The sequence below is a fragment of the Sinorhizobium meliloti genome (genome assembly GCF_017876815.1).
Taxonomy (GTDB): domain Bacteria; phylum Pseudomonadota; class Alphaproteobacteria; order Rhizobiales; family Rhizobiaceae; genus Sinorhizobium; species Sinorhizobium meliloti.
Genome location: NZ_JAGIOS010000001.1, coordinates 3,697,157 through 3,719,708 on the forward strand (window position 1 = coordinate 3,697,157; position 22,552 = coordinate 3,719,708).

General features: G+C 60.1%; 30 protein-coding genes. 1 reads left to right on the plus strand and 29 read right to left on the minus strand.

Annotated elements, in window-relative coordinates; genetic code table 11:
* Window positions 1-77 precede the first annotated feature (77 nt).
* The 28 genes from rpsM to rpsL all read right to left on the minus strand — a co-directional run bounded on the left by rpsM (window position 78) and on the right by rpsL (window position 17,006).
* Entirely contained in the window at window positions 78-446 is a 369-nt protein-coding gene (gene rpsM, locus JOH52_RS17950) for a 30S ribosomal protein S13 (RefSeq protein ID WP_003536498.1), read from the minus strand.
* Between the two features lie 230 nt (window positions 447-676).
* Window positions 677-1,255: an adenylate kinase gene (locus JOH52_RS17955; RefSeq protein WP_003536501.1), complete on the minus strand. Its 579-nt coding sequence runs from the start codon at window positions 1,253-1,255 to the stop codon at window positions 677-679.
* The gene (gene secY / locus JOH52_RS17960) at window positions 1,252-2,592 is read right to left on the minus strand and encodes a preprotein translocase subunit SecY (protein WP_003536503.1); all 1,341 of its coding nucleotides are present in this window, start codon (window positions 2,590-2,592) and stop codon (window positions 1,252-1,254) included. The genes JOH52_RS17955 and secY overlap by 4 nt, the downstream gene beginning before the upstream one ends.
* A gap of 235 nt (window positions 2,593-2,827) precedes the next feature.
* The gene (gene rplO / locus JOH52_RS17965) at window positions 2,828-3,298 is read right to left on the minus strand and encodes a 50S ribosomal protein L15 (protein ID WP_003536505.1); all 471 of its coding nucleotides are present in this window, start codon (window positions 3,296-3,298) and stop codon (window positions 2,828-2,830) included.
* Window positions 3,299-3,311: 13 nt separating this feature from the next.
* Window positions 3,312-3,515, minus strand: a complete 204-nt coding sequence (gene rpmD, locus JOH52_RS17970) for a 50S ribosomal protein L30 (protein ID WP_003536508.1) — start codon at window positions 3,513-3,515, stop codon at window positions 3,312-3,314.
* A gap of 12 nt (window positions 3,516-3,527) precedes the next feature.
* Window positions 3,528-4,097, minus strand: a complete 570-nt coding sequence (gene rpsE, locus JOH52_RS17975; RefSeq protein ID WP_003536510.1) for a 30S ribosomal protein S5 — start codon at window positions 4,095-4,097, stop codon at window positions 3,528-3,530.
* Window positions 4,098-4,230: 133 nt separating this feature from the next.
* Window positions 4,231-4,593 carry a 50S ribosomal protein L18 gene (gene rplR / locus JOH52_RS17980; protein WP_003536512.1) on the minus strand — a complete coding sequence of 121 codons (363 nt, stop codon included), beginning with the start codon at window positions 4,591-4,593 and terminating at the stop codon, window positions 4,231-4,233.
* 12 nt (window positions 4,594-4,605) lie between these two features.
* The gene (gene rplF / locus JOH52_RS17985; protein WP_003536514.1) at window positions 4,606-5,139 is read right to left on the minus strand and encodes a 50S ribosomal protein L6; all 534 of its coding nucleotides are present in this window, start codon (window positions 5,137-5,139) and stop codon (window positions 4,606-4,608) included.
* A 40-nt stretch (window positions 5,140-5,179) separates the two neighbouring features.
* Window positions 5,180-5,578 (minus strand): 30S ribosomal protein S8, encoded by a 399-nt coding sequence (rpsH, locus tag JOH52_RS17990; protein ID WP_003536517.1) that lies wholly within the window; start codon window positions 5,576-5,578, stop codon window positions 5,180-5,182.
* Between the two features lie 12 nt (window positions 5,579-5,590).
* Window positions 5,591-5,896 (minus strand): 30S ribosomal protein S14, encoded by a 306-nt coding sequence (gene rpsN, locus JOH52_RS17995; RefSeq protein WP_003536519.1) that lies wholly within the window; start codon window positions 5,894-5,896, stop codon window positions 5,591-5,593.
* Between the two features lie 34 nt (window positions 5,897-5,930).
* On the minus strand, window positions 5,931-6,488 hold the full coding sequence (gene rplE, locus JOH52_RS18000) for a 50S ribosomal protein L5 (RefSeq protein WP_003536522.1): 558 nt from the start codon (window positions 6,486-6,488) through the stop codon (window positions 5,931-5,933).
* The gene (gene rplX, locus JOH52_RS18005) at window positions 6,481-6,792 is read right to left on the minus strand and encodes a 50S ribosomal protein L24 (protein ID WP_003536524.1); all 312 of its coding nucleotides are present in this window, start codon (window positions 6,790-6,792) and stop codon (window positions 6,481-6,483) included. Before rplX ends, rplE begins: the two co-directional genes overlap by 8 nt.
* A gap of 14 nt (window positions 6,793-6,806) precedes the next feature.
* Complete coding sequence (rplN, locus tag JOH52_RS18010) at window positions 6,807-7,175, minus strand: 50S ribosomal protein L14 (RefSeq protein WP_003536525.1); 369 nt, start codon at window positions 7,173-7,175, stop codon at window positions 6,807-6,809.
* Window positions 7,176-7,353: 178 nt separating this feature from the next.
* Window positions 7,354-7,590: a 30S ribosomal protein S17 gene (rpsQ, locus tag JOH52_RS18015; protein WP_003536527.1), complete on the minus strand. Its 237-nt coding sequence runs from the start codon at window positions 7,588-7,590 to the stop codon at window positions 7,354-7,356.
* A 13-nt stretch (window positions 7,591-7,603) separates the two neighbouring features.
* Entirely contained in the window at window positions 7,604-7,804 is a 201-nt protein-coding gene (rpmC, locus tag JOH52_RS18020) for a 50S ribosomal protein L29 (RefSeq protein ID WP_003536529.1), read from the minus strand.
* A gap of 12 nt (window positions 7,805-7,816) precedes the next feature.
* A complete protein-coding gene (gene rplP, locus JOH52_RS18025) occupies window positions 7,817-8,230 on the minus strand; it encodes a 50S ribosomal protein L16 (RefSeq protein ID WP_003536531.1) in 414 nt (137 codons plus the stop codon).
* Between the two features lie 38 nt (window positions 8,231-8,268).
* On the minus strand, window positions 8,269-8,982 hold the full coding sequence (gene rpsC / locus JOH52_RS18030) for a 30S ribosomal protein S3 (RefSeq protein ID WP_003536533.1): 714 nt from the start codon (window positions 8,980-8,982) through the stop codon (window positions 8,269-8,271).
* A complete protein-coding gene (gene rplV / locus JOH52_RS18035) occupies window positions 8,982-9,371 on the minus strand; it encodes a 50S ribosomal protein L22 (protein ID WP_003536535.1) in 390 nt (129 codons plus the stop codon). The genes rpsC and rplV overlap by 1 nt, the downstream gene beginning before the upstream one ends.
* Window positions 9,372-9,373: 2 nt before the next feature.
* Window positions 9,374-9,652, minus strand: a complete 279-nt coding sequence (gene rpsS / locus JOH52_RS18040) for a 30S ribosomal protein S19 (protein ID WP_002964358.1) — start codon at window positions 9,650-9,652, stop codon at window positions 9,374-9,376.
* A gap of 15 nt (window positions 9,653-9,667) precedes the next feature.
* Window positions 9,668-10,504: a 50S ribosomal protein L2 gene (gene rplB, locus JOH52_RS18045; RefSeq protein ID WP_003536619.1), complete on the minus strand. Its 837-nt coding sequence runs from the start codon at window positions 10,502-10,504 to the stop codon at window positions 9,668-9,670.
* A 43-nt stretch (window positions 10,505-10,547) separates the two neighbouring features.
* Window positions 10,548-10,841 carry a 50S ribosomal protein L23 gene (locus tag JOH52_RS18050; protein WP_003536621.1) on the minus strand — a complete coding sequence of 98 codons (294 nt, stop codon included), beginning with the start codon at window positions 10,839-10,841 and terminating at the stop codon, window positions 10,548-10,550.
* Window positions 10,838-11,458, minus strand: coding sequence for a 50S ribosomal protein L4 (gene rplD / locus JOH52_RS18055; RefSeq protein WP_003536623.1), 621 nt, complete (start codon window positions 11,456-11,458; stop codon window positions 10,838-10,840). The genes JOH52_RS18050 and rplD overlap by 4 nt, the downstream gene beginning before the upstream one ends.
* A 12-nt stretch (window positions 11,459-11,470) precedes the next feature.
* On the minus strand, window positions 11,471-12,157 hold the full coding sequence (gene rplC, locus JOH52_RS18060; protein WP_010969195.1) for a 50S ribosomal protein L3: 687 nt from the start codon (window positions 12,155-12,157) through the stop codon (window positions 11,471-11,473).
* A 122-nt stretch (window positions 12,158-12,279) separates the two neighbouring features.
* Window positions 12,280-12,588, minus strand: coding sequence for a 30S ribosomal protein S10 (rpsJ, locus tag JOH52_RS18065; protein ID WP_003507767.1), 309 nt, complete (start codon window positions 12,586-12,588; stop codon window positions 12,280-12,282).
* Between the two features lie 142 nt (window positions 12,589-12,730).
* Entirely contained in the window at window positions 12,731-13,906 is a 1,176-nt protein-coding gene (gene tuf, locus JOH52_RS18070) for an elongation factor Tu (protein ID WP_010969189.1), read from the minus strand.
* Window positions 13,907-13,977: 71 nt separating this feature from the next.
* Window positions 13,978-16,077, minus strand: coding sequence for an elongation factor G (fusA, locus tag JOH52_RS18075; RefSeq protein ID WP_003536200.1), 2,100 nt, complete (start codon window positions 16,075-16,077; stop codon window positions 13,978-13,980).
* 29 nt (window positions 16,078-16,106) lie between these two features.
* Window positions 16,107-16,577 carry a 30S ribosomal protein S7 gene (gene rpsG / locus JOH52_RS18080; RefSeq protein WP_003536198.1) on the minus strand — a complete coding sequence of 157 codons (471 nt, stop codon included), beginning with the start codon at window positions 16,575-16,577 and terminating at the stop codon, window positions 16,107-16,109.
* A 57-nt stretch (window positions 16,578-16,634) separates the two neighbouring features.
* A complete protein-coding gene (gene rpsL / locus JOH52_RS18085; protein WP_003507760.1) occupies window positions 16,635-17,006 on the minus strand; it encodes a 30S ribosomal protein S12 in 372 nt (123 codons plus the stop codon).
* A gap of 685 nt (window positions 17,007-17,691) precedes the next feature.
* Here rpsL and JOH52_RS18090 point away from each other — a divergent pair.
* Entirely contained in the window at window positions 17,692-17,988 is a 297-nt protein-coding gene (locus tag JOH52_RS18090; RefSeq protein ID WP_010969192.1) for a hypothetical protein, read from the plus strand.
* A 347-nt stretch (window positions 17,989-18,335) separates the two neighbouring features.
* Here JOH52_RS18090 and rpoC read toward each other — a convergent pair whose 3' ends face one another.
* The gene (gene rpoC, locus JOH52_RS18095) at window positions 18,336-22,541 is read right to left on the minus strand and encodes a DNA-directed RNA polymerase subunit beta' (RefSeq protein WP_003536196.1); all 4,206 of its coding nucleotides are present in this window, start codon (window positions 22,539-22,541) and stop codon (window positions 18,336-18,338) included.
* Between the last annotated feature and the right edge of the window lie 11 nt (window positions 22,542-22,552).

Genomic DNA, 22,552 nt, shown 5'->3' on the forward strand with positions numbered 1-22,552 from the left:
GTCGGACACTTGCCCTTCCCAAACTGCAAAAGGAGGCCGGCGCGTGCGCCAGCCTCCCGTTTTCCCTTTTCGGGAAATTACTTCTTCTTGCCGGCGATCGCCTTTGCCGGACCCTTGCGGGTGCGGGCATTGGTGTGCGTGCGCTGACCGCGCACCGGCAGGCCGCGACGATGGCGAAGACCGCGATAGCAGCCGAGATCCATCAGACGCTTGATGTTCATCGAGGTCTCGCGACGCAGGTCACCTTCGACCTGATAGTCGCGGTCGATCGTTTCACGGATCTGAAGGACCTCAGCGTCCGTCAACTGGTGAACGCGACGCTCGGCCGGAATACCGACCTTCTCGATGATTTCCTGTGCGAATTTCGTGCCGATCCCGTGAATATACGTCAGCGCGATGACGACGCGCTTTGCGGTCGGGATGTTGACGCCAGCGATACGTGCCACGTCTATTCTCCTTGCGTTCCAGTTGCCTACAGGCAATAGGTGCTTCGTTACGCGACCTTAAGAGCCGCACTTTGATTGAGGTTCGAGACACGTCAAAAACGACCGTACCCGGACTTCATTTCGTTGAAGACCGCGCCGATCGCTTCTCTTGTCGCGAGTTGACGCAGTCTTTGGAGGAATCGGCCGGAAAAGTCAACTCCCCGGCGCTCCCATTTTGGCAAAGGCAGCGCCTATGCCAGAATCTTCTCGATCTCGGCGGTAACCGTATGCACATCCGCCATGCCGTCCACGGTCTTCAACCGACCGGTTCGGGCGTAGTGTTCCGAAAGCGGAGCGGTCTTTTCCCGATATTCCTGCAGACGACGCCGGAATGCTTCCGGATTGTCGTCGGAGCGTACGGTGCCGCCGGCCGCGACGGTTTCGGTTACGCGATTCTCCATGCGCCGCACAAGGGCTGCCTCATCGACCTTCAGCTCGATGACCGCATCGAGTTTCAGGCCTTTTTCCTCAAGCATCCGGTCGAGCGCTACGGCCTGCGGGACCGTGCGCGGATAGCCGTCGAGAATGAAGCCCCTTGCGCAATCCGCAGAATCGATGCGGTCGGAGACGATCTCGTTGACGATTTCGTCGGAGACGAGCTGGCCGGCATCCATCACGGCTTTCGCGCGCTTGCCGACCTCGGTCGCCTGAGCTACCGCCGTCCGAAGCATATCCCCCGTGGAAAGCTGCGGAATGCCGTATCTCTCCGTCAGAAGCTTGGCCTGAGTACCCTTGCCAGCGCCCGGCGGTCCCAAAAAAATTAGCCTCATCGTCCCCTCTTTCCTCCGCGCAGCTTCGACTTCTTGATCAGTCCCTCATATTGCTGGGCAATGAGGTGACCCTGGATCTGTGCTACCGTATCGAGGGTCACGCTGACAACAATCAAAAGCGACGTACCACCAAGGTAGAACGGCACGCCTGTCTGCGAGATGAGTATCTCGGGCAGGATGCAGACGAAGACCAGGTAGATCGCGCCGATGACGGTGATGCGCGTCAACACGTAATCGATGTATTCGGCCGTGCGTTCACCGGGGCGGATGCCTGGAACGAACCCGCCATGCTTCTTCAGATTGTCGGCCGTATCCTTCGGGTTGAAGACGATGGCCGTATAGAAGAAGGCGAAAAAGGCGATCATCGCACCGTAAAGGATCATATAGAGCGGCTGACCGTGAGCGAGCGCACCGACGATCGCGGTTGCCCAGCCGGGCATGGTCGCGGTGTTGGCAAAGCCGGCAAGCGTGGCGGGCAGCAGGAGAAGCGACGACGCGAAGATCGCCGGGATCACACCCGAGGTGTTGAGCTTCAGCGGCAGGTGCGACGTGTCGCCCTGGAACATGCGGTTGCCGACCTGGCGCTTCGGATACTGTATCAGCAGGCGGCGCTGCGCGCGCTCGACGAAGACGATCAACGCGATCACGCCGACGACCATGACGATAATCGCAAGGATGAGAGGCGTCGACAGAGCACCGGTACGGCCGAGCTCAAGGGTCCCGGCAAGCGCCGAGGGCAGAGCGGCGACGATGCCGGCGAAGATGATCAGCGAAATACCGTTGCCGATGCCGCGGGACGTGATCTGCTCACCGAGCCACATCAGGAACATCGTGCCGCCGAGCAGCGAAATAACGGTGGAAATCCGGAAGAACCAGCCCGGATCGTTGACGAGGCCGCTGCCGCTTTCGAGACCGACGGCAATACCGTAGGCCTGCATCGCACCCAGCAGCACCGTACCGTAGCGGGTGTACTGGTTGATGACCTTGCGGCCCTGCTCGCCTTCTTTCTTCAGCTGCTCGAGCGCCGGAACGACCGACGTCATGAGCTGCACGATGATCGATGCGGAAATGTAAGGCATGATGCCGAGGGCGAAGATCGCCATGCGCTCGACCGCGCCGCCCGAGAACATGTTGAAGAGGCCGAGGATGCCCCCCGACTGTCCCTGGAATGCCTGCGCGAATGCGTCCGGGTTAAGGCCCGGCAACGGAATGTAGGTGCCAAGTCGATAGACCAGAAGCGCACCGAGAGTGAACCAGAGGCGTTTCTTCAGATCTTCCGCCTTGGCGAAAGTCGAAAAATTCAGGTTCGAGGCGAGCTGTTCCGCTGCAGAAGCCATGCAATTCTCCGCGTACCAAGTCTCGGAAACACGGGAAAACCCGGTCGTTCCGGATGGAATCAGTTTTCGTCGTTGAAAACCAGGCACGAGGCGATTGTCGCTGCAATCGGATGCCTCACCGTGGTTTCCGTTATGTCCCGTCGCGGCAGGCGATTCGCTGCGCTTGGACGTGAGGCTCACATATGGGAGCAAAACCGCCCGGCGTGAAGCACCCCGGGCGGTTCATCAGTCATATTTATTCAGCGGCTGCGGAGAGCAGCTTGATGGAACCGCCAGCCTTCTCGATCTTCTCGATCGCGGGCTTGGAGGCGCCGGCAACTTCGAGCGAAACCTTCGCCTTCAGTTCGCCGTCGGCGAGAACGCGCACACCATCCTTGACGCGGCGGATAACGCCGGCCGCCTTGAGAGCAGCGGCATCGACGGTCTTGGATGCGTCCAGCTTCTTGGCATCGACTGCGGCCTGAATCCGGCCGAGCGACACGACAACGAACTCCGAAGCGAAGATGTTGTTGAAGCCGCGCTTCGGCAGGCGACGGTAGATGGGCATCTGACCGCCTTCGAAGCCGTTGATCGCGACGCCCGAACGCGCCTTCTGACCCTTTACACCGCGACCGGCCGTCTTGCCGGAACCGGAGCCGATACCGCGGCCCAGGCGCTTGCGGTTCTTGGTCGCGCCTTCGTTGTCCTTGATTTCATTCAGTTTCATATCTCGATCCCCCTCACTTCTCGTCGACGACGCGAACGAGGTGCTGGACGGCCCGGATCATGCCGCGAACGGCCGGAGTGTCTTCCAGCGTGCGTACCCGGTGCATCTTGTTGAGGCCCAGGCCGACGAGCGTCTGACGCTGCACGGCCGGACGGCGAATGGGGCTACCGATCTGCTCGACGGTAACCGTCTTCTTGGCAACTTCCTTCTTAGCCATCTGTCAGCTCCCTTATTCTTCGGAAGCAACGCCGGCGGAAACGCGACGGGACTGGAGCGTGGCGTACTTCATGCCGCGCTGTGCCGCGATATCCTTCGGGTGCATCTGGTTCTTGAGCGCGTCGAAGGTTGCGCGAACCATGTTGTAGGGGTTCGACGAACCGGTCGACTTGGCTACGACGTCGTGAACGCCGAGCGTCTCGAAGACGGCGCGCATCGGGCCACCGGCGATGATACCGGTACCGGGCTTGGCCGAGCGCAGCAGCACCTTGCCGGCGCCATGACGGCCGTGCACGTCGTGGTGCAGAGTGCGGCCACCGCGCAGCGGTACGAAGATCAGGTCACGCTTGGCGGCTTCCGTTGCCTTGCGGATGGCTTCCGGCACTTCGCGTGCCTTGCCATGGCCGAAGCCGACGCGGCCCTTCTGGTCGCCCACGACGACGAGAGCGGCGAAACCGAAACGACGACCGCCCTTCACCACCTTGGCGACGCGGTTGATAGCGACGAGCTTATCGACAAACTCGCTGTCGCGCTCTTCGCGGTTCTGGCGATCTTCGCGAGAACCTCTTCTTTCTTGTGCCATTGTCCTCTTCCTTTTTCTTTTCCGGGTGCAATCGGCAGATTGACGAAAGCCGCCTCGCTTCCTTGGAAATCGAAGCGGCCGGGGATTTGCGAAGCCGGGTTACGCCCGGGCATTGCTGCCCGGGCGACGAACCTTAGAAGTTCAGGCCGCCTTCGCGAGCTGCCTCGGCCAGCGCCTTGATGCGGCCGTGGTAGATGAAGGCGCCACGGTCAAAGACAACGTCCTTGATGCCCGCCTTGGAAGCACGTTCTGCCAGGAGCTTGCCGACAGCCGTAGCGGCTTCGGTATCCGCTCCGGTCTTCAGCGAAGACCGCAGATCCGTGTCGAGGGTCGATGCCGAGGCAATCGTCTTGCCGGCAACATCGTCAATGATCTGCGCATAGATGTTCTTCGACGAGCGATGAACCGACAGGCGCGGGCGGCCATTGGCAACCGCCTTGATTTGACGGCGCACGCGGCTGGCGCGACGCACAAGAGTATCTTTCCTGCTAGCCATTTCGCGTGATCCTTACTTCTTCTTGCCTTCTTTGCGGACGATCCGCTCTTCGGCATACTTGACGCCCTTGCCCTTGTAGGGCTCGGGGCCGCGGTATTCGCGGATTTCCGCGGCAACCTGGCCGACCTGCTGCTTGTTGATTCCGGAAACGACGATTTCCGTCGGCTTCGGCACAGCGATCGTGATGCCTTCCGGCGTCTGGTAGACGACGTCGTGGCTGAAGCCGAGCGCGAGCTGCAGGTTCTTGCCCTGCATGGACGCGCGGTAACCGACGCCGTTGATTTCGAGCTTGCGCTCGTAACCGTCCTTCACGCCCTTGAGGATGTTCTCGATCATCGTGCGGGACATGCCCCACTTTGCGCGAGCATCCTTGCTCTCGTTGAGCGGCTGAACGACAACCGTGTTGTTTTCGAGCTTCACCGAAACTTCGTCATTTGCGACGAAGAACAGTTCGCCCTTCGGGCCCTTTGCCGTTACCTTCTGGCCATCCACGTTAGCCGTGACGCCTGCCGGAACTTGAACGGGCTTCTTACCGATACGAGACATTTTTATACCTGTCTGTTCGCTATGGAGATCCTGCTCGATCTTAGAAGATCGAGCAAAGAACCTCACCACCAACATTCTGTTCGCGTGCCTGGTGATCGGCCATCACGCCCTTCGGAGTCGAAAGGATGGTGATGCCGAGGCCGTTCGCGACCTGCGGAATGGACTTGACCGAGACATAGACCCGGCGGCCCGGCTTGGAGACGCGCGCGATCTCACGGATCACGGAGGCGCCTTCGTAGTACTTCAATTCGATGTTCAGCTCGGCCTTGCCGTTGCCGAATTCGACTTCTGAGTATCCGCGGATGTAGCCTTCTGCCTGAAGGACATCCAGCACGCGTGCGCGAAGCTTGGAAGCCGGCGTCGAAACGCTCGACTTGCGGCGAGCAGCGCCGTTGCGGATACGGGTGAGCATATCGCCCAAAGGATCAGTCATTGCCATGTACCCGTCTCCTTACCAGCTCGACTTGACCACGCCCGGCACCTTGCCGAGATTGCCCAGTTCGCGAAGTGCAATACGCGACATGCGCAGCTTGCGATAATAGGCACGCGGACGACCGGTGACTTCGCAACGATTGCGGATGCGGGTCTTGGACCCATCGCGGGGCAGTTCAGCCAGCTTGAGGGTGGCCTTGAACCGCTCTTCGATCGGCAAAGACTGGTTCATGATGATTGCCTTCAGGACCGCGCGCTTGGCGGCGTGATTGGCAACCAGTTTGCGGCGGCGCTTGTTCTTTTCAACTGCGCTCGTTTTCGCCATAACAGTTATCCTTCTTTACGCTTGCCGTTACGGATTACTGACGGAACGGGAAGTTGAACTCTTTGAGAAGAGCGCGTGCTTCGTCGTCGTTAGTTGCCGTCGTGCAAACGATGATGTCCATGCCCCACATCTGATCAACCTTGTCGTAGTTGATCTCAGGGAACACAATGTGCTCCTTGATGCCCATGGCAAAGTTGCCACGACCATCGAAGGACTTCGGATTGAGGCCGCGGAAGTCTCGAACACGCGGAAGAGCGATGTTGATGAGACGATCCAGGAACTCATACATCCGAACGCCGCGCAGGGTAACCTTGGCACCAATCGGCATGCCTTCGCGAAGCTTGAAGCCCGCGATGGAGTTGCGAGCGCGGGTGATGACCGGCTTCTGGCCGGCAATCGCAGCGAGGTCGGCAGCAGCAACCGTCGGCTTCTTGGAATCGCCGGTTGCTTCGCCAACACCCATGTTGATGACGATCTTGTCGAGGCGCGGGATCTGCATTTCGTTGGCGTAGGAGAACTGCTCCTGCATCGCCTTGCGGATGCGCTCTACATATTCCTTCTTGAGCCGCGACTCATAAGCGGACTTAGCCATCGATCACATCTCCCGAACGCTTGGCCACGCGGACCTTCTTGTCACCATCGATCTTGAAACCGACACGGGTCGGCTTGCCGTCCTTCGGATCGGCGATCGCGATGTTCGAAAGGTGGATCGAGGCTTCCTTTGTGATAATGCCGGCTTCCTGGTTCTGAGTCTGGCGCTGGTGACGCTTCACCACGTTGACGCCGCGCACGAGAGCCCGGTCTTCCTTCGGCATGACCTGAATGACTTCACCGGTACGGCCCTTGTCCTTACCGGTCAGAACGACGACCTTGTCGCCTTTGCGAATCTTTTGCATCTCTGATCGCTCCCTTAGAGTACTTCCGGAGCCAGCGAGATGATCTTCATGTGGTTCTTGGCGCGGAGTTCGCGCGGAACCGGTCCGAAGATACGGGTGCCGATCGGCTCTTTCTTGTTGTCGATGAGAACGGCTGCGTTGGTGTCGAAACGGATGACGCTGCCATCCGCACGGCGGATGTCTTTCGCGGTGCGAACGACAACAGCCTTCATGACATCACCCTTCTTCACGCGGCCGCGCGGAATGGCTTCCTTGATCGAAACGACGATGATGTCGCCGATCGACGCGTACTTGCGCTTGGAGCCGCCCAGCACCTTGATGCACATGACACGACGTGCGCCGGAATTATCCGCCACGTCGAGGTTTGTTTGCATCTGAATCATGTCAGGTCGCCTTCTTGTTGTTACCAGGCCGGTTGGGTCGAAACCCCCTCGCCCGGCTTATTGTGCTCATCTCAAAGCAAAAGAACGCTCGAACTCGAGCGTTCCTCGGCTTTAATTGCGTGCTTCATACAGATATTTGCCCGAGACGCAAGGGTCCGGCGGACAAAACCTGCAGAAATCAAGACTGGGCGGAAACGACCGTCCAGCGCTTGTCCTTGGAAATCGGCGCGCATTCCTCGATGGAAACGAGGTCGCCGACCTTGAACTGATTGTTCTCGTCGTGAGCCTTGTACTTCTTGGAACGACGAACGGTCTTCTGAAGGATCGGGTGCGCAAAGCGGCGCTCGACCCGGACGACGACGGTCTTGTCGTTCTTGTCGCTGACGACGGTGCCCTGCAGAATGCGTTTCGGCATATTGTTCTGGTCCTTAGGCCTTGGCTTCTGCCGCCTTCTGGCGGGCAATGGTTTTGATGCGTGCGATGTCCTTGCGGACCTCGTTGATACGCGAAGACTTCTCGAGCTGGCCAGTCGCCTTCTGGAAGCGCAGGTTGAACTGCTCCTTCTTCAGCTTGGCAAGCTCTTCCTTGAGTTGGTCGGCGCTCAGAGCGCGAACATCTGCGGCTTTCATGAGCTTCACTCCTTACTCTGCGATACGCTGCACGAAGCGCGTCTTGACAGAGAGCTTGGCAGCGCCGAGGCGAAGTGCCTCGCGGGCGAGCTCCTCGTTGACACCGTCGATCTCGAACATCATGCGGCCGGGCTTGACCTTGCATGCCCAGTATTCGACCGAACCCTTGCCCTTACCCATGCGGACTTCGGTCGGCTTTGCCGTGACCGGAACGTCGGGGAATACCCGGATCCAGACGCGGCCGGCGCGCTTCATATGACGGGTGATCGCACGGCGGGCCGCTTCGATCTCGCGAGCATTGACGCGGTTGGGCTCCTGGGCCTTCAGGCCGAATTCGCCGAAGGCGAGGTCAGAGCCGCCCTTCGCGACGCCCTTGATGCGCCCCTTGAACTGCTTGCGATACTTCGTACGCTTTGGCTGCAACATTTTTTTACTTCTCCGATATTGGCTGCCACGCGCGAATGTTACGCGTTCTCGCGGCGACGCTCTCTGCCGCTACCGCCCTGGTTGTCACTCTCGGTCGCGCGACGCTCGGAAGCCATCGGATCGTGCTCAAGGATTTCGCCCTTGAAGATCCAGACCTTGACGCCGCAGATTCCGAAAGCGGTTTCGGCTTCGGCCGTACCGTAGTCGATGTCGGCGCGCAGCGTATGCAGCGGAACGCGGCCTTCACGATACCATTCGGTACGGGCGATTTCCGCACCGCCGAGACGGCCGGCGCAAGTGATCTTGATGCCTTCGGCGCCGAGGCGCATCGCCGACTGAACGGCACGCTTCATCGCACGACGAAACGCTACGCGGCGCTCGAGCTGCTGAGCGATCGACTGCGCAACGAGCGTTGCGTCGACTTCCGGCTTGCGCACTTCGACGATGTTGAGGTGCGTTTCCGAATTGGTCATCTCGGAAAGCTTCTTGCGAAGCTTTTCGATGTCGGCGCCCTTCTTGCCGATGATCAGGCCCGGGCGAGCCGAGTGGATCGTCACGCGGCACTTCTTGTGCGGACGCTCGATCACGACCTTGGCGATACCGGCCGACTTCAGCTCTTCCATCAGATAGGCGCGGATCTTCAGGTCTTCGTGAAGAAGCTGGCCGTATTCCGCGTTATCCGCGAACCAACGGCTATCCCAGGTCCGGTTGATGCCGAGACGGAAACCGATCGGATTAATCTTCTGGCCCATTATGCGGCCTCCCCTTTGGCTTCCACTTCACGAACAACGATCGTCAAGTGCGCGAACGGCTTTTCGACGCGCGATGCACGGCCGCGACCACGGGCGTGGAAGCGCTTCATCACGATCGACTTGCCAACAAAAGCTTCTGCGACGATGAGCGAATCAACGTCGAGATCATGGTTGTTCTCTGCGTTGGCGATCGCAGATTCAAGCGTCTTCTTGACCGTGCCTGCGATGCGCTTGCGCGAGAACTCGAGTTCGGCCAGAGCCCGGTCGACCTTCTTGCCGCGGATCAGCGCGGCAACGAGGTTGAGCTTCTGGGGGCTGACGCGGATCGTGCGCGCAACTGCCTGCGCCTCATTATCCTTCAGCCGGCGTTCGGCTTTTGCCTTGCCCATCGTTACTTCCTCTTCGCTTTCTTGTCCGCGCCATGACCATAATAGGTCCGGGTCGGAGCGAATTCACCGAACTTGTGACCGACCATTTCTTCGGACACCGAGACGGGAACATGCTTGTTGCCGTTGTAGACGCCGAAGGTCAGACCGACGAACTGCGGAAGGATCGTGGAGCGACGGCTCCACATCTTGATCACTTCGTTGCGGCCGCCTTCGCGGACCTTCTCAGCCTTCTTGAGAAGATAACCGTCAACAAACGGACCTTTCCATACTGAACGAGCCACTTGAGACTTCCTCTCTTACTTCTTGCGCTGGTGACGCGAGCGCATAATGAACTTGTCGGTCGACTTGTTGGAGCGCGTGCGCTTGCCCTTTGTGGGCTTGCCCCATGGCGTGACCGGATGGCGACCACCGGAGGTGCGGCCTTCACCGCCGCCGTGCGGATGGTCAACCGGGTTCATGACGACGCCGCGTACGTGCGGACGCTTTCCGCGCCAACGCGAACGGCCGGCCTTACCATCATTGATGTTGCCGTGATCGGGGTTCGATACAGCACCGATCGATGCGAGGCAAGAGCCGTGCACCAGACGCTGCTCGCCCGAGTTCAGGCGCAGGATCGCCATGCCCTGGTCACGGCCGACGAGCTGAGCGTAAGTTCCGGCGGAGCGGGCGATCTGACCGCCTTTGCCCGGCTTCATCTCCACATTGTGGATGATGGAGCCGACCGGAATGAACTGCAGCGGCATCGCATTGCCGGGCTTGACGTCGACGGCCTTTTCCGAGGCAATCACCTTGTCGCCGACAGCCAGGCGCTGCGGCGCCAGGATATAGGCCTGCTCGCCGTCCGCGTAGTTGACGAGCGCGATGAACGCCGTGCGGTTCGGGTCATATTCCAGACGCTCGACCGTGCCTTCGACGTCGAACTTGCGACGCTTGAAGTCGACCAGACGGTAGGTCCGCTTGTGACCACCGCCCTGGAAACGAACGGTGATGCGACCCAGGTTGTTGCGACCGCCCTTGGAGGACAGGCCCTCGGTCAGCGTCTTGACCGGCTTGCCCTTGTAGAGGCCAGCCCGGCTGACGATGACCAGTTGACGCTGGCTCGGCGTCGTCGGATTGAAACTTTTCAATGCCATTTTCTTGTTCCCTTTTGGGTTTTTACCCTAATGGGCCTATCCGTTAGAGACCGGTGGAAACGTCGATGGACTGGCCGTCGGCGAGCGTTACGATCGCCTTCTTCACGTCCTTCTGCTTTCCGGCGAAGCCGCGGAAGCGCTTCAGCTTGCCCTTGCGGACGAGCGTGTTCACGGCCGTAACCTTCACGCCGAACAGCGCTTCGACGGCAGCCTTGATCTCAGGCTTCGAAGCACCCTTGGCGACATTGAAGACGACCTGGTTCTGTTCGGAGACCAGCGTCGACTTTTCGGTGATCGAGGGAGACACGATCACGTCGTAGTGGCGAAGATCCGTCATTTGAACCGCTCCTCCAGAGCTTCCACAGCAGCCTTGGAAAGCACGAGCTTGCCACGGCGCAGAATGTCGTAAACGTTGATGCCCTGAACCGGCAGAACGTCCACATTCGGGATGTTCTGGGCGGCGAGCTTGAAGTTGCCTTCGATCTCGGCTCCGCCGATGATCAGGGCGTTGGTGAGGCCGAGCGAGGCGAATGCACCGGCGAGCGCCTTCGTCTTTGCTTCGTTGGCTACGAGATCATCGATGACGATGATGTCTTCGGCCTTCAGCTTGGCCGACAGCGCATGGCGCAGGCCCAGCGCGCGGATCTTCTTCGGAAGATCGTGCGCATGGCTGCGGACCACCGGACCGTGAGCCTTGCCGCCGCCGCGGAACTGCGGAGCACGAGCCGAATGGTGGCGGGCGCGGCCCGTACCCTTCTGCTTGTACATCTTGGCGCCGGTGCGGGAGACTTCCGCACGGCCCTTGGACTTGTGCGTACCCTGCTGGCGCTTTGCGAGCTGCCAGCGAACGACGCGGGCAATGATGTCTTCACGAGGCTCGAGACCGAAAATGGCGTCGGAAAGGGAAACCTTTCCCGCGTCCTTGCCCTCGAGGGTTTTGACGGTGAGATCCATTATTCGGCTCCCTTACTTCGATTCTGCGGCGCGCACTGCGGCAGGGCGCGGTGCGCCTTCCGGAGTACCCGACTTGATGGCGTCACGGACGACGATCCAGGAACCCTTGGAGCCGGGAACTGCACCCTTGACCAGGATCAGACCGCGGTCTTCATCGGTCGATACGACTTCGAGGTTCTGCGTGGTGACGCGCGTCTGGCCCATGTGACCAGCCATGCGCTTGCCCTTCCAGACGCGGCCCGGGTCCTGGTTGGAACCTGTCGAACCATGCGAACGGTGCGATACGGACACGCCGTGCGTTGCACGCAGGCCGCCGAAGTTGTGGCGCTTGATCGCGCCGGCAAAACCCTTACCGATGGTGGTGCCGGTAACGTCCACGAGCTGCCCGGCGACGAAATGGCCCGCCGTAAGCTCGGCGCCAATGTCGATCAGGTTGTCGGCGCTCACGCGGAACTCGACCAGCTTTGCCTTCGGCTCAACGCTGGCAGCGGCAAAATGGCCGCGCATGGCCTTCGGCGTATTCTTGACCTTCGAACGGCCGGCACCCAGCTGAACTGCGGTATAACCGTTCTTCTCTTCGGTGCGGTGGGAAACTACCTGGCAGTTCTCCAGCCGCAATACTGTTACCGGGATATGCTCGCCGGCGTCGTTGTAGACGCGGGTCATTCCCACCTTCTGTGCAATCACACCTGAACGCATCGGTTCACGCCTCTTGTTTAGGGTTCCCGTCCGGTGCTTCACACACCTTCCGGTTTCCTGTTCCTGGAAGCCGTTGGAGAAACTCCACGTACCTTCCTTGTTATTTCGGCTTGCGCCGGGTCTTACAGCTTGATCTCGACGTCTACGCCGGCGGCCAGATCGAGCTTCATCAGCGCGTCCACCGTCTGCGGGGTCGGATCAACGATATCGAGAAGGCGCTTGTGCGTGCGCATCTCGAACTGTTCGCGGCTCTTCTTGTCGACGTGGGGCGACCGGTTGACCGTGAATTTCTCAATCCGGGTCGGAAGCGGCACGGGCCCGCGCACACTCGCACCGGTGCGCTTGGCCGTCGACACGATTTCGCGCGTGGAGGCATCGAGGATCCGGTGATCAAACGCCTTGAGGCGGATGCGGATATTCTGGCCGTTCATTCGACTTGTCCTTGCTCGTGTTTTCCGGTGTGCTCACGAAGCACACACTTGAAGTATTCGTTTCGCTTAGCCGCTTCTTTTCAAAAATCGCAGGGACATGGCGGACCATGTCCCTGCCGAAACGGCTCAAGCCGTTTTCTTGTTACTCGACGATGGAGGCGACGATGCCTGCGCCGACGGTGCGGCCGCCTTCGCGGATAGCGAAGCGCAGCTTTTCTTCCATCGCGATCGGCACGATCAGCTCGACGTCAACCGTGACGTTGTCGCCCGGCATGACCATTTCCGTGCCTTCCGGAAGCGTCACGATGCCGGTCACGTCCGTCGTGCGGAAGTAGAACTGCGGACGGTAGTTGGTGAAGAACGGCGTGTGACGGCCACCCTCTTCCTTCGTCAGGATGTAGGCTTCAGCCTTGAACTTGCGGTGCGGCTTGACCGAACCCGGCTTGCACAGAATCTGACCGCGCTCGACGCCGTTGCGGTCGACACCGCGAAGCAGCGCGCCGATGTTGTCGCCGGCCTGGCCCTGGTCGAGCAGCTTGCGGAACATTTCAACGCCCGTGCAGGTCGTCTTCGTCGTCGGACGGATGCCGACGATCTCGATTTCCTCACCGACCTTGACGATGCCGCGCTCGACGCGACCGGTCACGACCGTACCGCGGCCCGAGATCGAGAACACGTCTTCGATCGGCATCAGGAACGGCTGGTCGATCGGACGCTCAGGCGTCGGGATGTAGGCGTCGACCGCAGCCATCAGCTCGCGGATCGCGTCTTCGCCGATCTTCTTGTCCGAATCTTCAAGCGCGGCCAGAGCCGAACCCTTGACGATCGGAATGTCGTCGCCCGGGAATTCGTAGGACGACAGCAGTTCGCGCACTTCCAGCTCGACGAGCTCGAGCAGTTCCGCGTCGTCGACCTGGTCGACCTTGTTCAGGAACACGACGATCGCCGGAACGCCGACCTGGCGGGCCAGCAGGATGTGTTCGCGCGTCTGCGGCATCGGGCCGTCAGCGGCCGAAACAACCAGGATCGCGCCGTCCATCTGCGCCGCACCGGTGATCATGTTCTTGACGTAGTCGGCGTGGCCGGGGCAGTCGACATGCGCATAGTGACGGTTCGGCGTCTCGTATTCGACGTGCGCCGTCGAAATGGTGATGCCGCGGGCCTTTTCTTCCGGCGCAGCGTCGATCTGGTCATACGCCTTGAACTCGCCGAAATACTTCGTGATCGCTGCCGTCAGCGACGTCTTGCCATGGTCAACGTGGCCAATCGTGCCAATGTTGACGTGCGGCTTATTGCGCTCAAATTTGCTCTTTGCCATTTCCGGCTCTCCGTTTCCTGTCCCCTAGAGGGGAAATCTTTTCATTCTGTTTCAGCGCGAGGCTATTCCGGTCACTTCTGACCGGAATACTTCGCCTGGATTTCCTGCGCGACGTTCGACGGAACCGGCGCGTAGTGATCGAACAGCATCGTGTACTGAGCGCGGCCCTGCGACATCGAGCGCAGGTTGTCCACGTACTTGAACATGTTCGCGAGCGGCACGTGGGCATTGATCACAACGGCGACGCCGCGCGCTTCCTGACCCTGGATCTGGCCACGGCGAGAGTTCAGGTCACCGATAACGTCACCGACGTAATCTTCCGGCGTCACGACCTCGACCTTCATGATCGGCTCGAGGAGCTGAGCTCCAGCCTTCTTCGCGGCTTCACGGAAGCATGCACGGGAAGCGATTTCGAAGGCCAGGACCGACGAGTCGACGTCGTGGAATGCACCGTCGATCAGCGTCGCCTTGACGCCGAGCATCGGGAAGCCCGCGAGCGGACCCGAGGACAGGACGCTTTCGATACCCTTCTGAACGCCGGGGATATATTCCTTCGGAACAGCACCACCGACAATCTTCGATTCGAATGCGAAGTCTTCGCCTTCCGGGTTCGGTTCGAAGACGATCTTGACGCGCGCGAACTGGCCGGTACCACCGGACTGCTTCTTGTGCGTGTAATCTTCCTCGTGCTTGCGCGTAATGGTCTCGCGGTAGGCAACCTGCGGAGCACCGACCGAAGCTTCGACCTTGAACTCGCGACGCATGCGGTCGACGATGATGTCCAGGTGAAGTTCGCCCATGCCGGCGATGATCGTCTGGCCGGACTCCTCGTCGGTCTTGACGCGGAAGGACGGATCCTCGGCAGCCAGGCGGTTGAGCGCGAGGCCCATCTTTTCCTGGTCGCCCTTGGTCTTCGGCTCGATCGCGATCTGGATGACCGGCTCCGGGAATTCCATGCGCTCGAGGATAACCGGCTTCAGCGGATCGCAAAGCGTATCGCCAGTGGTGGTTTCCTTGAGGCCGGCCAGAGCAACGATGTCGCCAGCGAAGGCTTCTTCGATGTCTTCACGCGAGTTGGAGTGCATCTGCAGCATGCGGCCGACGCGCTCGCGCTTTTCCTTGACCGTGTTCATCACCGACGTGCCCTTTTCGAGCTTGCCGGAATAGATGCGTGCGAAGGTCAGCGAACCGACGAAGGGGTCGTTCATGATCTTGAACGCGAGCATCGAAAGCGGCTCGTTGTCGTCGGCCTTACGGGTGATCTCGCCTTCGGTCTTGACGTCGATGCCCTTGATCGCCGGAATGTCGATCGGCGACGGCAGGTAATCGACGACGGCGTCGAGCAGAGGCTGAACGCCCTTGTTCTTGAAGGCGGTGCCGCAGAACATGGGGTGGAACTTGACGTCGATCGTACCGCGGCGGACCAGTTCACGGATCTTGTCGTTATCCGGGTAGGTACCTTCCAGGTAGGCTTCCATTGCCGCTTCGTCGATCTCGACAACCGTCTCGATCAGCTTCTCGCGGTATTCTTCCGCCTTTTCCTTCATGTCGGCCGGGATTTCGACGACATCCCACTGGGCGCCGAGCGATTCGTCGCGCCATACGAGAGCATTCATCTCGATCAGGTCGATAACACCCTTGAAGTCGCTTTCAGCGCCGATCGGCAGCTGCATGACGACGGCCGTCGCGCCGAGGCGCGTCTTGATCATCTCGACCGAGCGGTAGAAGTCCGCACCGGTCTTGTCCATCTTGTTGCAGAAGATCATGCGCGGAACATGATACTTCTCGGCCTGGCGCCAGACGGTTTCCGTCTGCGGCTCGACACCGGCATTGGCGTCGAGAAGCGCGATCGCACCGTCGAGAACGCGCAGCGAACGCTCGACTTCGATGGTGAAGTCGACGTGGCCGGGAGTGTCGATGATGTTGAAGCGGCGCGTCTTGCCGTCGCGGCCCTTCCAGAAGGTCGTCGTCGCAGCAGACGTGATCGTGATGCCGCGCTCCTGCTCCTGTTCCATCCAGTCCATGGTCGCGGCGCCGTCATGGACTTCGCCGATCTTGTGGGACTTGCCGGTGTAGTAGAGGATACGCTCGGTCGTCGTCGTCTTGCCGGCGTCGATGTGCGCCATGATACCGAAGTTTCGGTAGTCTTCGATTTTATATTCGCGAGCCATGAGAGACTGCCTTTCGGAACCTGTTCTGATTACCAGCGGTAGTGCGAGAACGCACGGTTGGCATCAGCCATCTTGTGGGTGTCTTCGCGCTTCTTCACTGCGCTGCCGCGATTGTTCGCTGCGTCCATGAGTTCGCCGCACAGGCGATCGACCATGGTCGTTTCATTGCGCTTACGGGCAGCTGCGATCAGCCAGCGGATAGCGAGAGCCTGACGGCGCTCCGGACGAACGTCGACCGGAACCTGGTAGGTAGCACCACCGACGCGGCGCGAACGCACTTCGACATGCGGAGCGATGTTGTCGAGCGCGGAATGGAACACGGCGACCGGCTCCTGCTTCAGCTTCGACTGGACCGCATCGAACGCACCGTAGACGATGCTTTCCGCAACGGACTTCTTGCCGTGCAGCATGATTGCGTTCATGAACTTCGTGACGACCAGATCACCGAACTTCGGATCCGGGTTGATCTCACGCTTTTCTGCTCTGTGACGTCGGGACATACTTCTCGTCTCTCAACTTTAAATCTTATGACCAGCGAAATGGCGCCGGTTGCGATGTTATTTCGGACGCTTCGCGCCGTACTTGGAGCGGCGCTGCTTACGGTTCTTCACACCCTGCGTATCGAGAACGCCGCGGATGATGTGGTAACGAACACCCGGAAGGTCCTTCACGCGGCCGCCGCGGATCATGACCACGGAGTGCTCCTGAAGGTTGTGGCCTTCACCCGGAATGTAGCCGATCACTTCGAAGCCGTTCGTCAGGCGGATCTTGGCAACCTTACGCAGAGCCGAGTTCGGCTTCTTCGGGGTCGTCGTGTAGACGCGGGTGCAAACGCCGCGCTTCTGCGGGTTCTCCTGCAGTGCAGGAACCTTGTTGCGCTTTACCTGTGCCTGACGTGGCTTGCGGATCAGCTGGTTTACGGTAGGCATCTAACCATCCCTTACAAAAACTTGTCTCGTTACCCTTTCGGGCGGATCGCTTGCCGTCGCCGGCAACAACGAACGCCTATGAAATGCGCAAAACGAGGGCCGATCCGCTTTTCCGCAGATGGCCCCACAAAAAGCAGAGGACGCACTATCTCGCGCGTCTTGCGTGCAGCATTATGTCGTCAGCGTACGTTTTGAACCTTGTTTGAGGCGAACTCCAGAACGCGTCGTTCCGAACCAGCCAGCCTCACATGGGCTCTGATGCGGCGGGGTGTACTGATTTCGGGGCGATCCGTCAAGGGCAATTAGGAAATAATCTGGGCGTTGCAGCCCTGATATGCCCGAGAAACAAGGCTTTGCGCGCTCGCTATGCCCGCGGGCTGGCCCGACGCCGGTTCGTGCCGCCGCATATTCCTTCGCACTTAAGGAATCAGCAACCTCTTTCTGTCGTTTTCCACGACCGCGAGTCGCGCCGTGCCGATGACCGAAAATGTTCAAGCGATCTGGCTGATTCTGGAACGGGTTTCGATCTGGCGCAATATGCAGTAGAGCAGGATGAAGGCAAAGTGTATCCGGTTTCCCCGCATCCCGCGTCTCAACGCTTGAGAATCGATCGCGACGGTTTCGGCCTCTTTCGACCTAAAATGAACGCGATCGCCCGTTACTATTCTTCAAAGAGGATGTTTCCATGTCTGTCACACCGGATAACGACAACGCACCCGACGAACCGCTGATCTTCATCGTTATCGGCAAAGCCTACGAGACCGACGGCGATGCCGAGGGCGTCGACATCCATGTGATGCTGCGGGCGCCGGATGACGATACGGCCGTGCGCGAAGCGCTGAATGCACTGGCCGAGGAGGGCTTCCTTGAAGCCGATCTCGACCAGATCGGCACCTTGGACGGCATACCGGACGAGGAGCCGCACGCTTCCGCCTATCAGGGCGCACTCGAGGGCGAAGTCGCCATCATTCGCTTCGGTTGAGCGATCCGGCGGCATCTGGTGCCGCCTTGGATCACGATGTTTTTAGGTCGGGTCGACCTAAAAACATGAACGTGATCGATTCCAAGAAGTTGAGACCCGGGATGCGGGCGGAAAACCGCACACACTTTTCCTCATCCCGCTCTACTGCATGTTTCCTTTAATCGTATCCGATCTAAGGACAAAAACATGCAGCAGATAAAAGTGTTACAGCGACCTTTGCGCGTCTGATAAGACGCGCGGCGCTGTAGCGCATCGACGCCAAACACATCGACCTGAAAAAGCCGCCCGGATCGCTCCAGGCGGCTTTACTGTTTCACCAGGGAGGGCAGATACCCTCCCCTTTCCGCTTATTCCGCCGCGGCGGGATCGTTCGCCATGTCGGCGAGCATCGGCGTGGCGCTTTCCGCACCGGTGCCCTTGCGTCGCTCTTCAAGGATCAACTCGTCGCGGGCCGTAGCGATGCGGCGGATCTGTGTCATCGTGCCGCCCGTACCGGCCGGGATGAGACGACCGACAATGACGTTCTCCTTCAGGCCCTGCAGATTGTCCGTCTTGCCTGCGACCGCAGCTTCGGTGAGGACCTTGGTGGTCTCCTGGAACGAAGCGGCCGAGATGAAGGACGGGGTCTGCAGCGATGCCTTGGTGATGCCGAGCAGCACCGGCTCGCCAAAGGCGGGCTTCTTGCCTTCGGCAAGCAGAGAGTCGTTGACGTCCTCGAGCTCGATGCGATCGACGTTGTCGCCGACGATATAGGTCGAGTCACCGGCGTCGGTGATTTCGACCTTCTGGAGCATCTGCCGGACGATCACCTCGATGTGCTTGTCGTTGATGACAACGCCCTGCAGTCGGTAGACTTCCTGGATCTCGTTCACGAGATAGGAAGCAAGTGCTTCCACGCCCTTGATCGCCAGGATGTCATGCGGCGCCGGATTGCCGTCGAGGATGTAGTCGCCCTTCTCGATGTAGTCGCCATCCTGAAGATGGAAGGGCTTGCCCTTCGGGATCAGGTATTCGACCGGCTCGACACCGTCTTCCGCCGGCTCGATCATCACGCGACGCTTGTTCTTGTAATCGCGGCCGAAACGGATCGTGCCATCGATCTCAGCGATGATGGCGTGATCCTTCGGACGACGCGCCTCGAACAGTTCGGCAACGCGCGGCAGACCACCGGTGATGTCCTTGGTCTTGGCGCTTTCGAGCGGCGAACGGGCAAGAACGTCGCCCTGGCTGACCTTCTGTCCCGGCTCGACGGAAAGGATCGCGTCGACCGAGAGCATGAAGCGGGCTTCGCCGCCGCGGGCAAGCTTGGCGATGTTGCCGTTCTTGTCCTTGATGACGATCGCCGGCTTCAGGTCGGTACCGCGTGGCGTCGAACGCCAGTCGATGACCTGGCGCTTGGTGATGCCGGTCGACTCGTCGGTCGATTCCAGAACCGAGATGCCGTCGACCACGTCTTCGAAGTGAACGGTACCTTCCACTTCCGTCATCATCGGACGGGTGTAGGGGTCCCACTCGGCGAAACGCTGGCCGCGCTTCACCTTGTCGCCATCGTCGACGAAGATCTTCGAACCGTAGGCAACGCGCTGCGAGGAGCGCTCGACACCGCGTTCGTCGAGGATCTGGATCGCCATGTTGCGGCCCATGGCGACGAGTACGCCATCGGAGTTGCGCAGCATGTTGCGGTTCTTGATCTGAACCGTGCCCTCATAAGAGGCTTCCAGGAACGACTGGTCGACCACCGTTGCCGTACCACCAAGGTGGAACGTACGCATGGTCAGCTGCGTGCCCGGCTCGCCGATCGACTGAGCCGCGATGACGCCGACGGCTTCGCCCATGTTGACAGGCGTACCGCGAGCGAGGTCACGGCCGTAGCAAACGCCGCAGACGCCGGTCTGGATCTCGCAGGTCAGAGCCGAGCGAATCCGGACGGACTGGATACCGGCCTTCTCGATCGCGACGACGTCCGGCTCGAGAATCATCTTGCCGGCATCGACGATGCGCTCACCGGTGACCGGGTTGTCGATGTTGTCGAGCGCCGTACGGCCGAGGATACGCTGGCCGATCGAGGCCACGACCTGACCGGCATCGACGATCGCAGTCATGGTGAGGCCCTTGTCGGTGCCGCAATCCGTATGCGTGACGATGCAGTCCTGCGCCACATCGACGAGACGACGGGTCAGGTAACCGGAGTTCGCAGTCTTCAAGGCGGTGTCGGCGAGACCCTTACGGGCACCGTGCGTCGAGTTGAAGTACTCGTTCACGGTCAGGCCTTCCTTGAAGTTCGAGATGATCGGCGTTTCGATGATCTCGCCCGAAGGCTTTGCCATGAGGCCGCGCATGCCGCCAAGCTGACGCATCTGGTTCGGAGAACCGCGGGCGCCCGAGTGCGACATCATGTAGATCGAGTTCATCGGCTTCTGGCGGCCGCTGTCGTCGAACTCGACGGCCTTGATGCGCGCCATCATCTCTTCGGCGACCTTCTCGGTCGCCTTGCCCCAGGCGTCGACGACCTTGTTGTACTTTTCGCCCTGGGTGATGAGGCCGTCATTGTACTGCTGCTCGTATTCCTTCACGAGCGCTTCGGTGTCGCCGACGATCTTCACCTTCGTGTCCGGAATCACCATGTCGTCCTTGCCGAACGAAATGCCGGCGCGGCAGGCATGCGAGAAGCCGAGCTGCATGATCCGGTCGCAGAAGATGACCGTGTCCTTCTGACCGCAATGGCGATAGACCGTGTCGATCATCTTGGAGATGTTCTTCTTGGTCATTTCCTGGTTGCAGGTTTCGAAGGGGACGTTCGGGTTCTTCGGCAGGAGTTCGCCGATGATCATGCGGCCAGGCGTCGTTTCATAGATCTTCGAAACCGGGTTGCCCTCGGCATCGACGGTCTTGTAACGGCCACGGATCTTGGCGTGCAGGGTGACGGCCTTGGTCTCCAGCGCATGGTGCAATTCGCCCATGTCGGAGAAGGCCATGCCTTCGCCCGGCTCGTTCTGGTTCATGATCGAGAGATAGTACAGGCCGAGAACCATGTCCTGCGACGGCACGATGATCGGGGCACCGTTTGCCGGATGCAGGATGTTGTTCGTCGACATCATCAGCACGCGTGCTTCGAGCTGTGCTTCGAGCGACAGCGGCACGTGAACGGCCATCTGGTCGCCGTCGAAGTCGGCGTTGAAGGCCGTGCAGACGAGCGGGTGCAGCTGGATCGCCTTGCCTTCGACCAGGATCGGCTCGAAGGCCTGGATGCCCAGGCGGTGCAGGGTCGGCGCGCGGTTCAGAAGAACCGGGTGCTCGCGGATGACCTCGTCGAGGATATCCCAGACTTCCGGCTTTTCCTTCTCGACCAGCTTCTTCGCCTGCTTGACGGTCGAGGAGTAACCCTTGGCGTCGAGGCGGGCGTAGATGAACGGCTTGAAGAGCTCGAGCGCCATCTTCTTCGGCAGGCCGCACTGGTGCAGCTTGAGTTCCGGACCGGTCACGATGACCGAACGGCCGGAATAGTCGACGCGCTTGCCGAGCAGGTTCTGACGGAAGCGGCCCTGCTTGCCCTTGAGCATGTCGGAGAGCGACTTCAGCGGACGCTTGTTCGCACCCGTGATGACGCGGCCGCGGCGGCCGTTGTCGAACAGCGCGTCCACGGATTCCTGCAGCATCCGCTTTTCGTTGCGGATGATGATGCCCGGCGCACGCAGTTCGATCAGCCGCTTCAGGCGGTTGTTGCGGTTGATGACGCGGCGGTAGAGATCGTTGAGGTCCGACGTTGCGAAACGGCCGCCGTCAAGCGGCACGAGCGGACGCAGGTCCGGCGGGATCACCGGAACGACCTTCATGATCATCCATTCCGGACGATTGCCGGATTCCATGAAGTTCTCGACGATCTTCAGCCGCTTCATCAGCTTCTTCTGCTTCAGATCGGACGTCGTCTCGGCCATCTCCGAACGCAGATCGCCCGCGATCTTCTCGAGATTCATCGATGCGAGCATCTCGTAGATCGCTTCGGCGCCGATCATCGCGGTGAACTGGTCCTCACCGAACTCGTCGACCGCGATCATGTATTCTTCTTCGCTCAGGAGCTGGTTTTCCTTGAGCGACGTCAGACCCGGCTCGGTGACGATGTAGTTCTCGAAGTAGAGGACGCGCTCGATATCCTTGAGCGTCATGTCGAGCAGCGTTGCGATGCGGCTCGGCAGCGACTTCAGGAACCAGATGTGAGCAACGGGCGCGGCGAGCTCGATATGGCCCATGCGCTCGCGGCGAACGCGCGACAGCGTGACTTCGACGCCGCACTTTTCGCAGATGATGCCCTTGTACTTCATGCGCTTGTACTTGCCGCACAGGCACTCGTAGTCCTTGATCGGACCAAAGATGCGGGCGCAGAAAAGACCGTCGCGTTCCGGCTTGAAGGTACGGTAGTTAATCGTCTCCGGCTTCTTGATCTCACCGTAAGACCAGGAAAGAATCTTCTCCGGGGACGCTATCGAAATCCGGATGGAATCGAAGGTCTGTGCAGGCACCTGCGGATTGAAAAGATTCATGACCTCTTGGTTCATGCCTGTCTCCT

What these genes read in the sequence shown, in the direction of transcription:
- JOH52_RS17955 (WP_003536501.1), bottom strand. Translation starts at nt 1,255, where the DNA reads ATGAGGCTAATTTTTTTGGGACCGCCGGGCGCTGGCAAGGGTACTCAG.
- secY (WP_003536503.1), bottom strand. Translation starts at nt 2,592, where the DNA reads ATGGCTTCTGCAGCGGAACAGCTCGCCTCGAACCTGAATTTTTCGACT.
- rplO (WP_003536505.1), bottom strand. Translation starts at nt 3,298, where the DNA reads ATGAAACTGAATGAAATCAAGGACAACGAAGGCGCGACCAAGAACCGC.
- rpmD (WP_003536508.1), bottom strand. Translation starts at nt 3,515, where the DNA reads ATGGCTAAGAAGGAAGTTGCCAAGAAGACGGTTACCGTCGAGCAGATC.
- rpsE (WP_003536510.1), bottom strand. Translation starts at nt 4,097, where the DNA reads ATGGCACAAGAAAGAAGAGGTTCTCGCGAAGATCGCCAGAACCGCGAA.
- rplR (WP_003536512.1), bottom strand. Translation starts at nt 4,593, where the DNA reads ATGGCTAGCAGGAAAGATACTCTTGTGCGTCGCGCCAGCCGCGTGCGC.
- rplF (WP_003536514.1), bottom strand. Translation starts at nt 5,139, where the DNA reads ATGTCTCGTATCGGTAAGAAGCCCGTTCAAGTTCCGGCAGGCGTCACG.
- rpsH (WP_003536517.1), bottom strand. Translation starts at nt 5,578, where the DNA reads ATGGCAATGACTGATCCTTTGGGCGATATGCTCACCCGTATCCGCAAC.
- rpsN (WP_003536519.1), bottom strand. Translation starts at nt 5,896, where the DNA reads ATGGCGAAAACGAGCGCAGTTGAAAAGAACAAGCGCCGCCGCAAACTG.
- rplE (WP_003536522.1), bottom strand. Translation starts at nt 6,488, where the DNA reads ATGGCTAAGTCCGCTTATGAGTCGCGGCTCAAGAAGGAATATGTAGAG.
- rplX (WP_003536524.1), bottom strand. Translation starts at nt 6,792, where the DNA reads ATGCAAAAGATTCGCAAAGGCGACAAGGTCGTCGTTCTGACCGGTAAG.
- rplN (WP_003536525.1), bottom strand. Translation starts at nt 7,175, where the DNA reads ATGATTCAGATGCAAACAAACCTCGACGTGGCGGATAATTCCGGCGCA.
- rpsQ (WP_003536527.1), bottom strand. Translation starts at nt 7,590, where the DNA reads ATGCCGAAACGCATTCTGCAGGGCACCGTCGTCAGCGACAAGAACGAC.
- rpmC (WP_003536529.1), bottom strand. Translation starts at nt 7,804, where the DNA reads ATGAAAGCCGCAGATGTTCGCGCTCTGAGCGCCGACCAACTCAAGGAA.
- rplP (WP_003536531.1), bottom strand. Translation starts at nt 8,230, where the DNA reads ATGTTGCAGCCAAAGCGTACGAAGTATCGCAAGCAGTTCAAGGGGCGC.
- rpsC (WP_003536533.1), bottom strand. Translation starts at nt 8,982, where the DNA reads ATGGGCCAGAAGATTAATCCGATCGGTTTCCGTCTCGGCATCAACCGG.
- rplV (WP_003536535.1), bottom strand. Translation starts at nt 9,371, where the DNA reads ATGGGCAAGGCAAAAGCCGAACGCCGGCTGAAGGATAATGAGGCGCAG.
- rplB (WP_003536619.1), bottom strand. Translation starts at nt 10,504, where the DNA reads ATGGCATTGAAAAGTTTCAATCCGACGACGCCGAGCCAGCGTCAACTG.
- JOH52_RS18050 (WP_003536621.1), bottom strand. Translation starts at nt 10,841, where the DNA reads ATGACGGATCTTCGCCACTACGACGTGATCGTGTCTCCCTCGATCACC.
- rplD (WP_003536623.1), bottom strand. Translation starts at nt 11,458, where the DNA reads ATGGATCTCACCGTCAAAACCCTCGAGGGCAAGGACGCGGGAAAGGTT.
- rplC (WP_010969195.1), bottom strand. Translation starts at nt 12,157, where the DNA reads ATGCGTTCAGGTGTGATTGCACAGAAGGTGGGAATGACCCGCGTCTAC.
- rpsJ (WP_003507767.1), bottom strand. Translation starts at nt 12,588, where the DNA reads ATGAACGGCCAGAATATCCGCATCCGCCTCAAGGCGTTTGATCACCGG.
- tuf (WP_010969189.1), bottom strand. Translation starts at nt 13,906, where the DNA reads ATGGCAAAGAGCAAATTTGAGCGCAATAAGCCGCACGTCAACATTGGC.
- fusA (WP_003536200.1), bottom strand. Translation starts at nt 16,077, where the DNA reads ATGGCTCGCGAATATAAAATCGAAGACTACCGAAACTTCGGTATCATG.
- rpsG (WP_003536198.1), bottom strand. Translation starts at nt 16,577, where the DNA reads ATGTCCCGACGTCACAGAGCAGAAAAGCGTGAGATCAACCCGGATCCG.
- rpsL (WP_003507760.1), bottom strand. Translation starts at nt 17,006, where the DNA reads ATGCCTACCGTAAACCAGCTGATCCGCAAGCCACGTCAGGCACAGGTA.
- JOH52_RS18090 (WP_010969192.1), top strand. Translation starts at nt 17,692, where the DNA reads ATGTCTGTCACACCGGATAACGACAACGCACCCGACGAACCGCTGATC.
- rpoC (WP_003536196.1), bottom strand. Translation starts at nt 22,541, where the DNA reads ATGAACCAAGAGGTCATGAATCTTTTCAATCCGCAGGTGCCTGCACAG.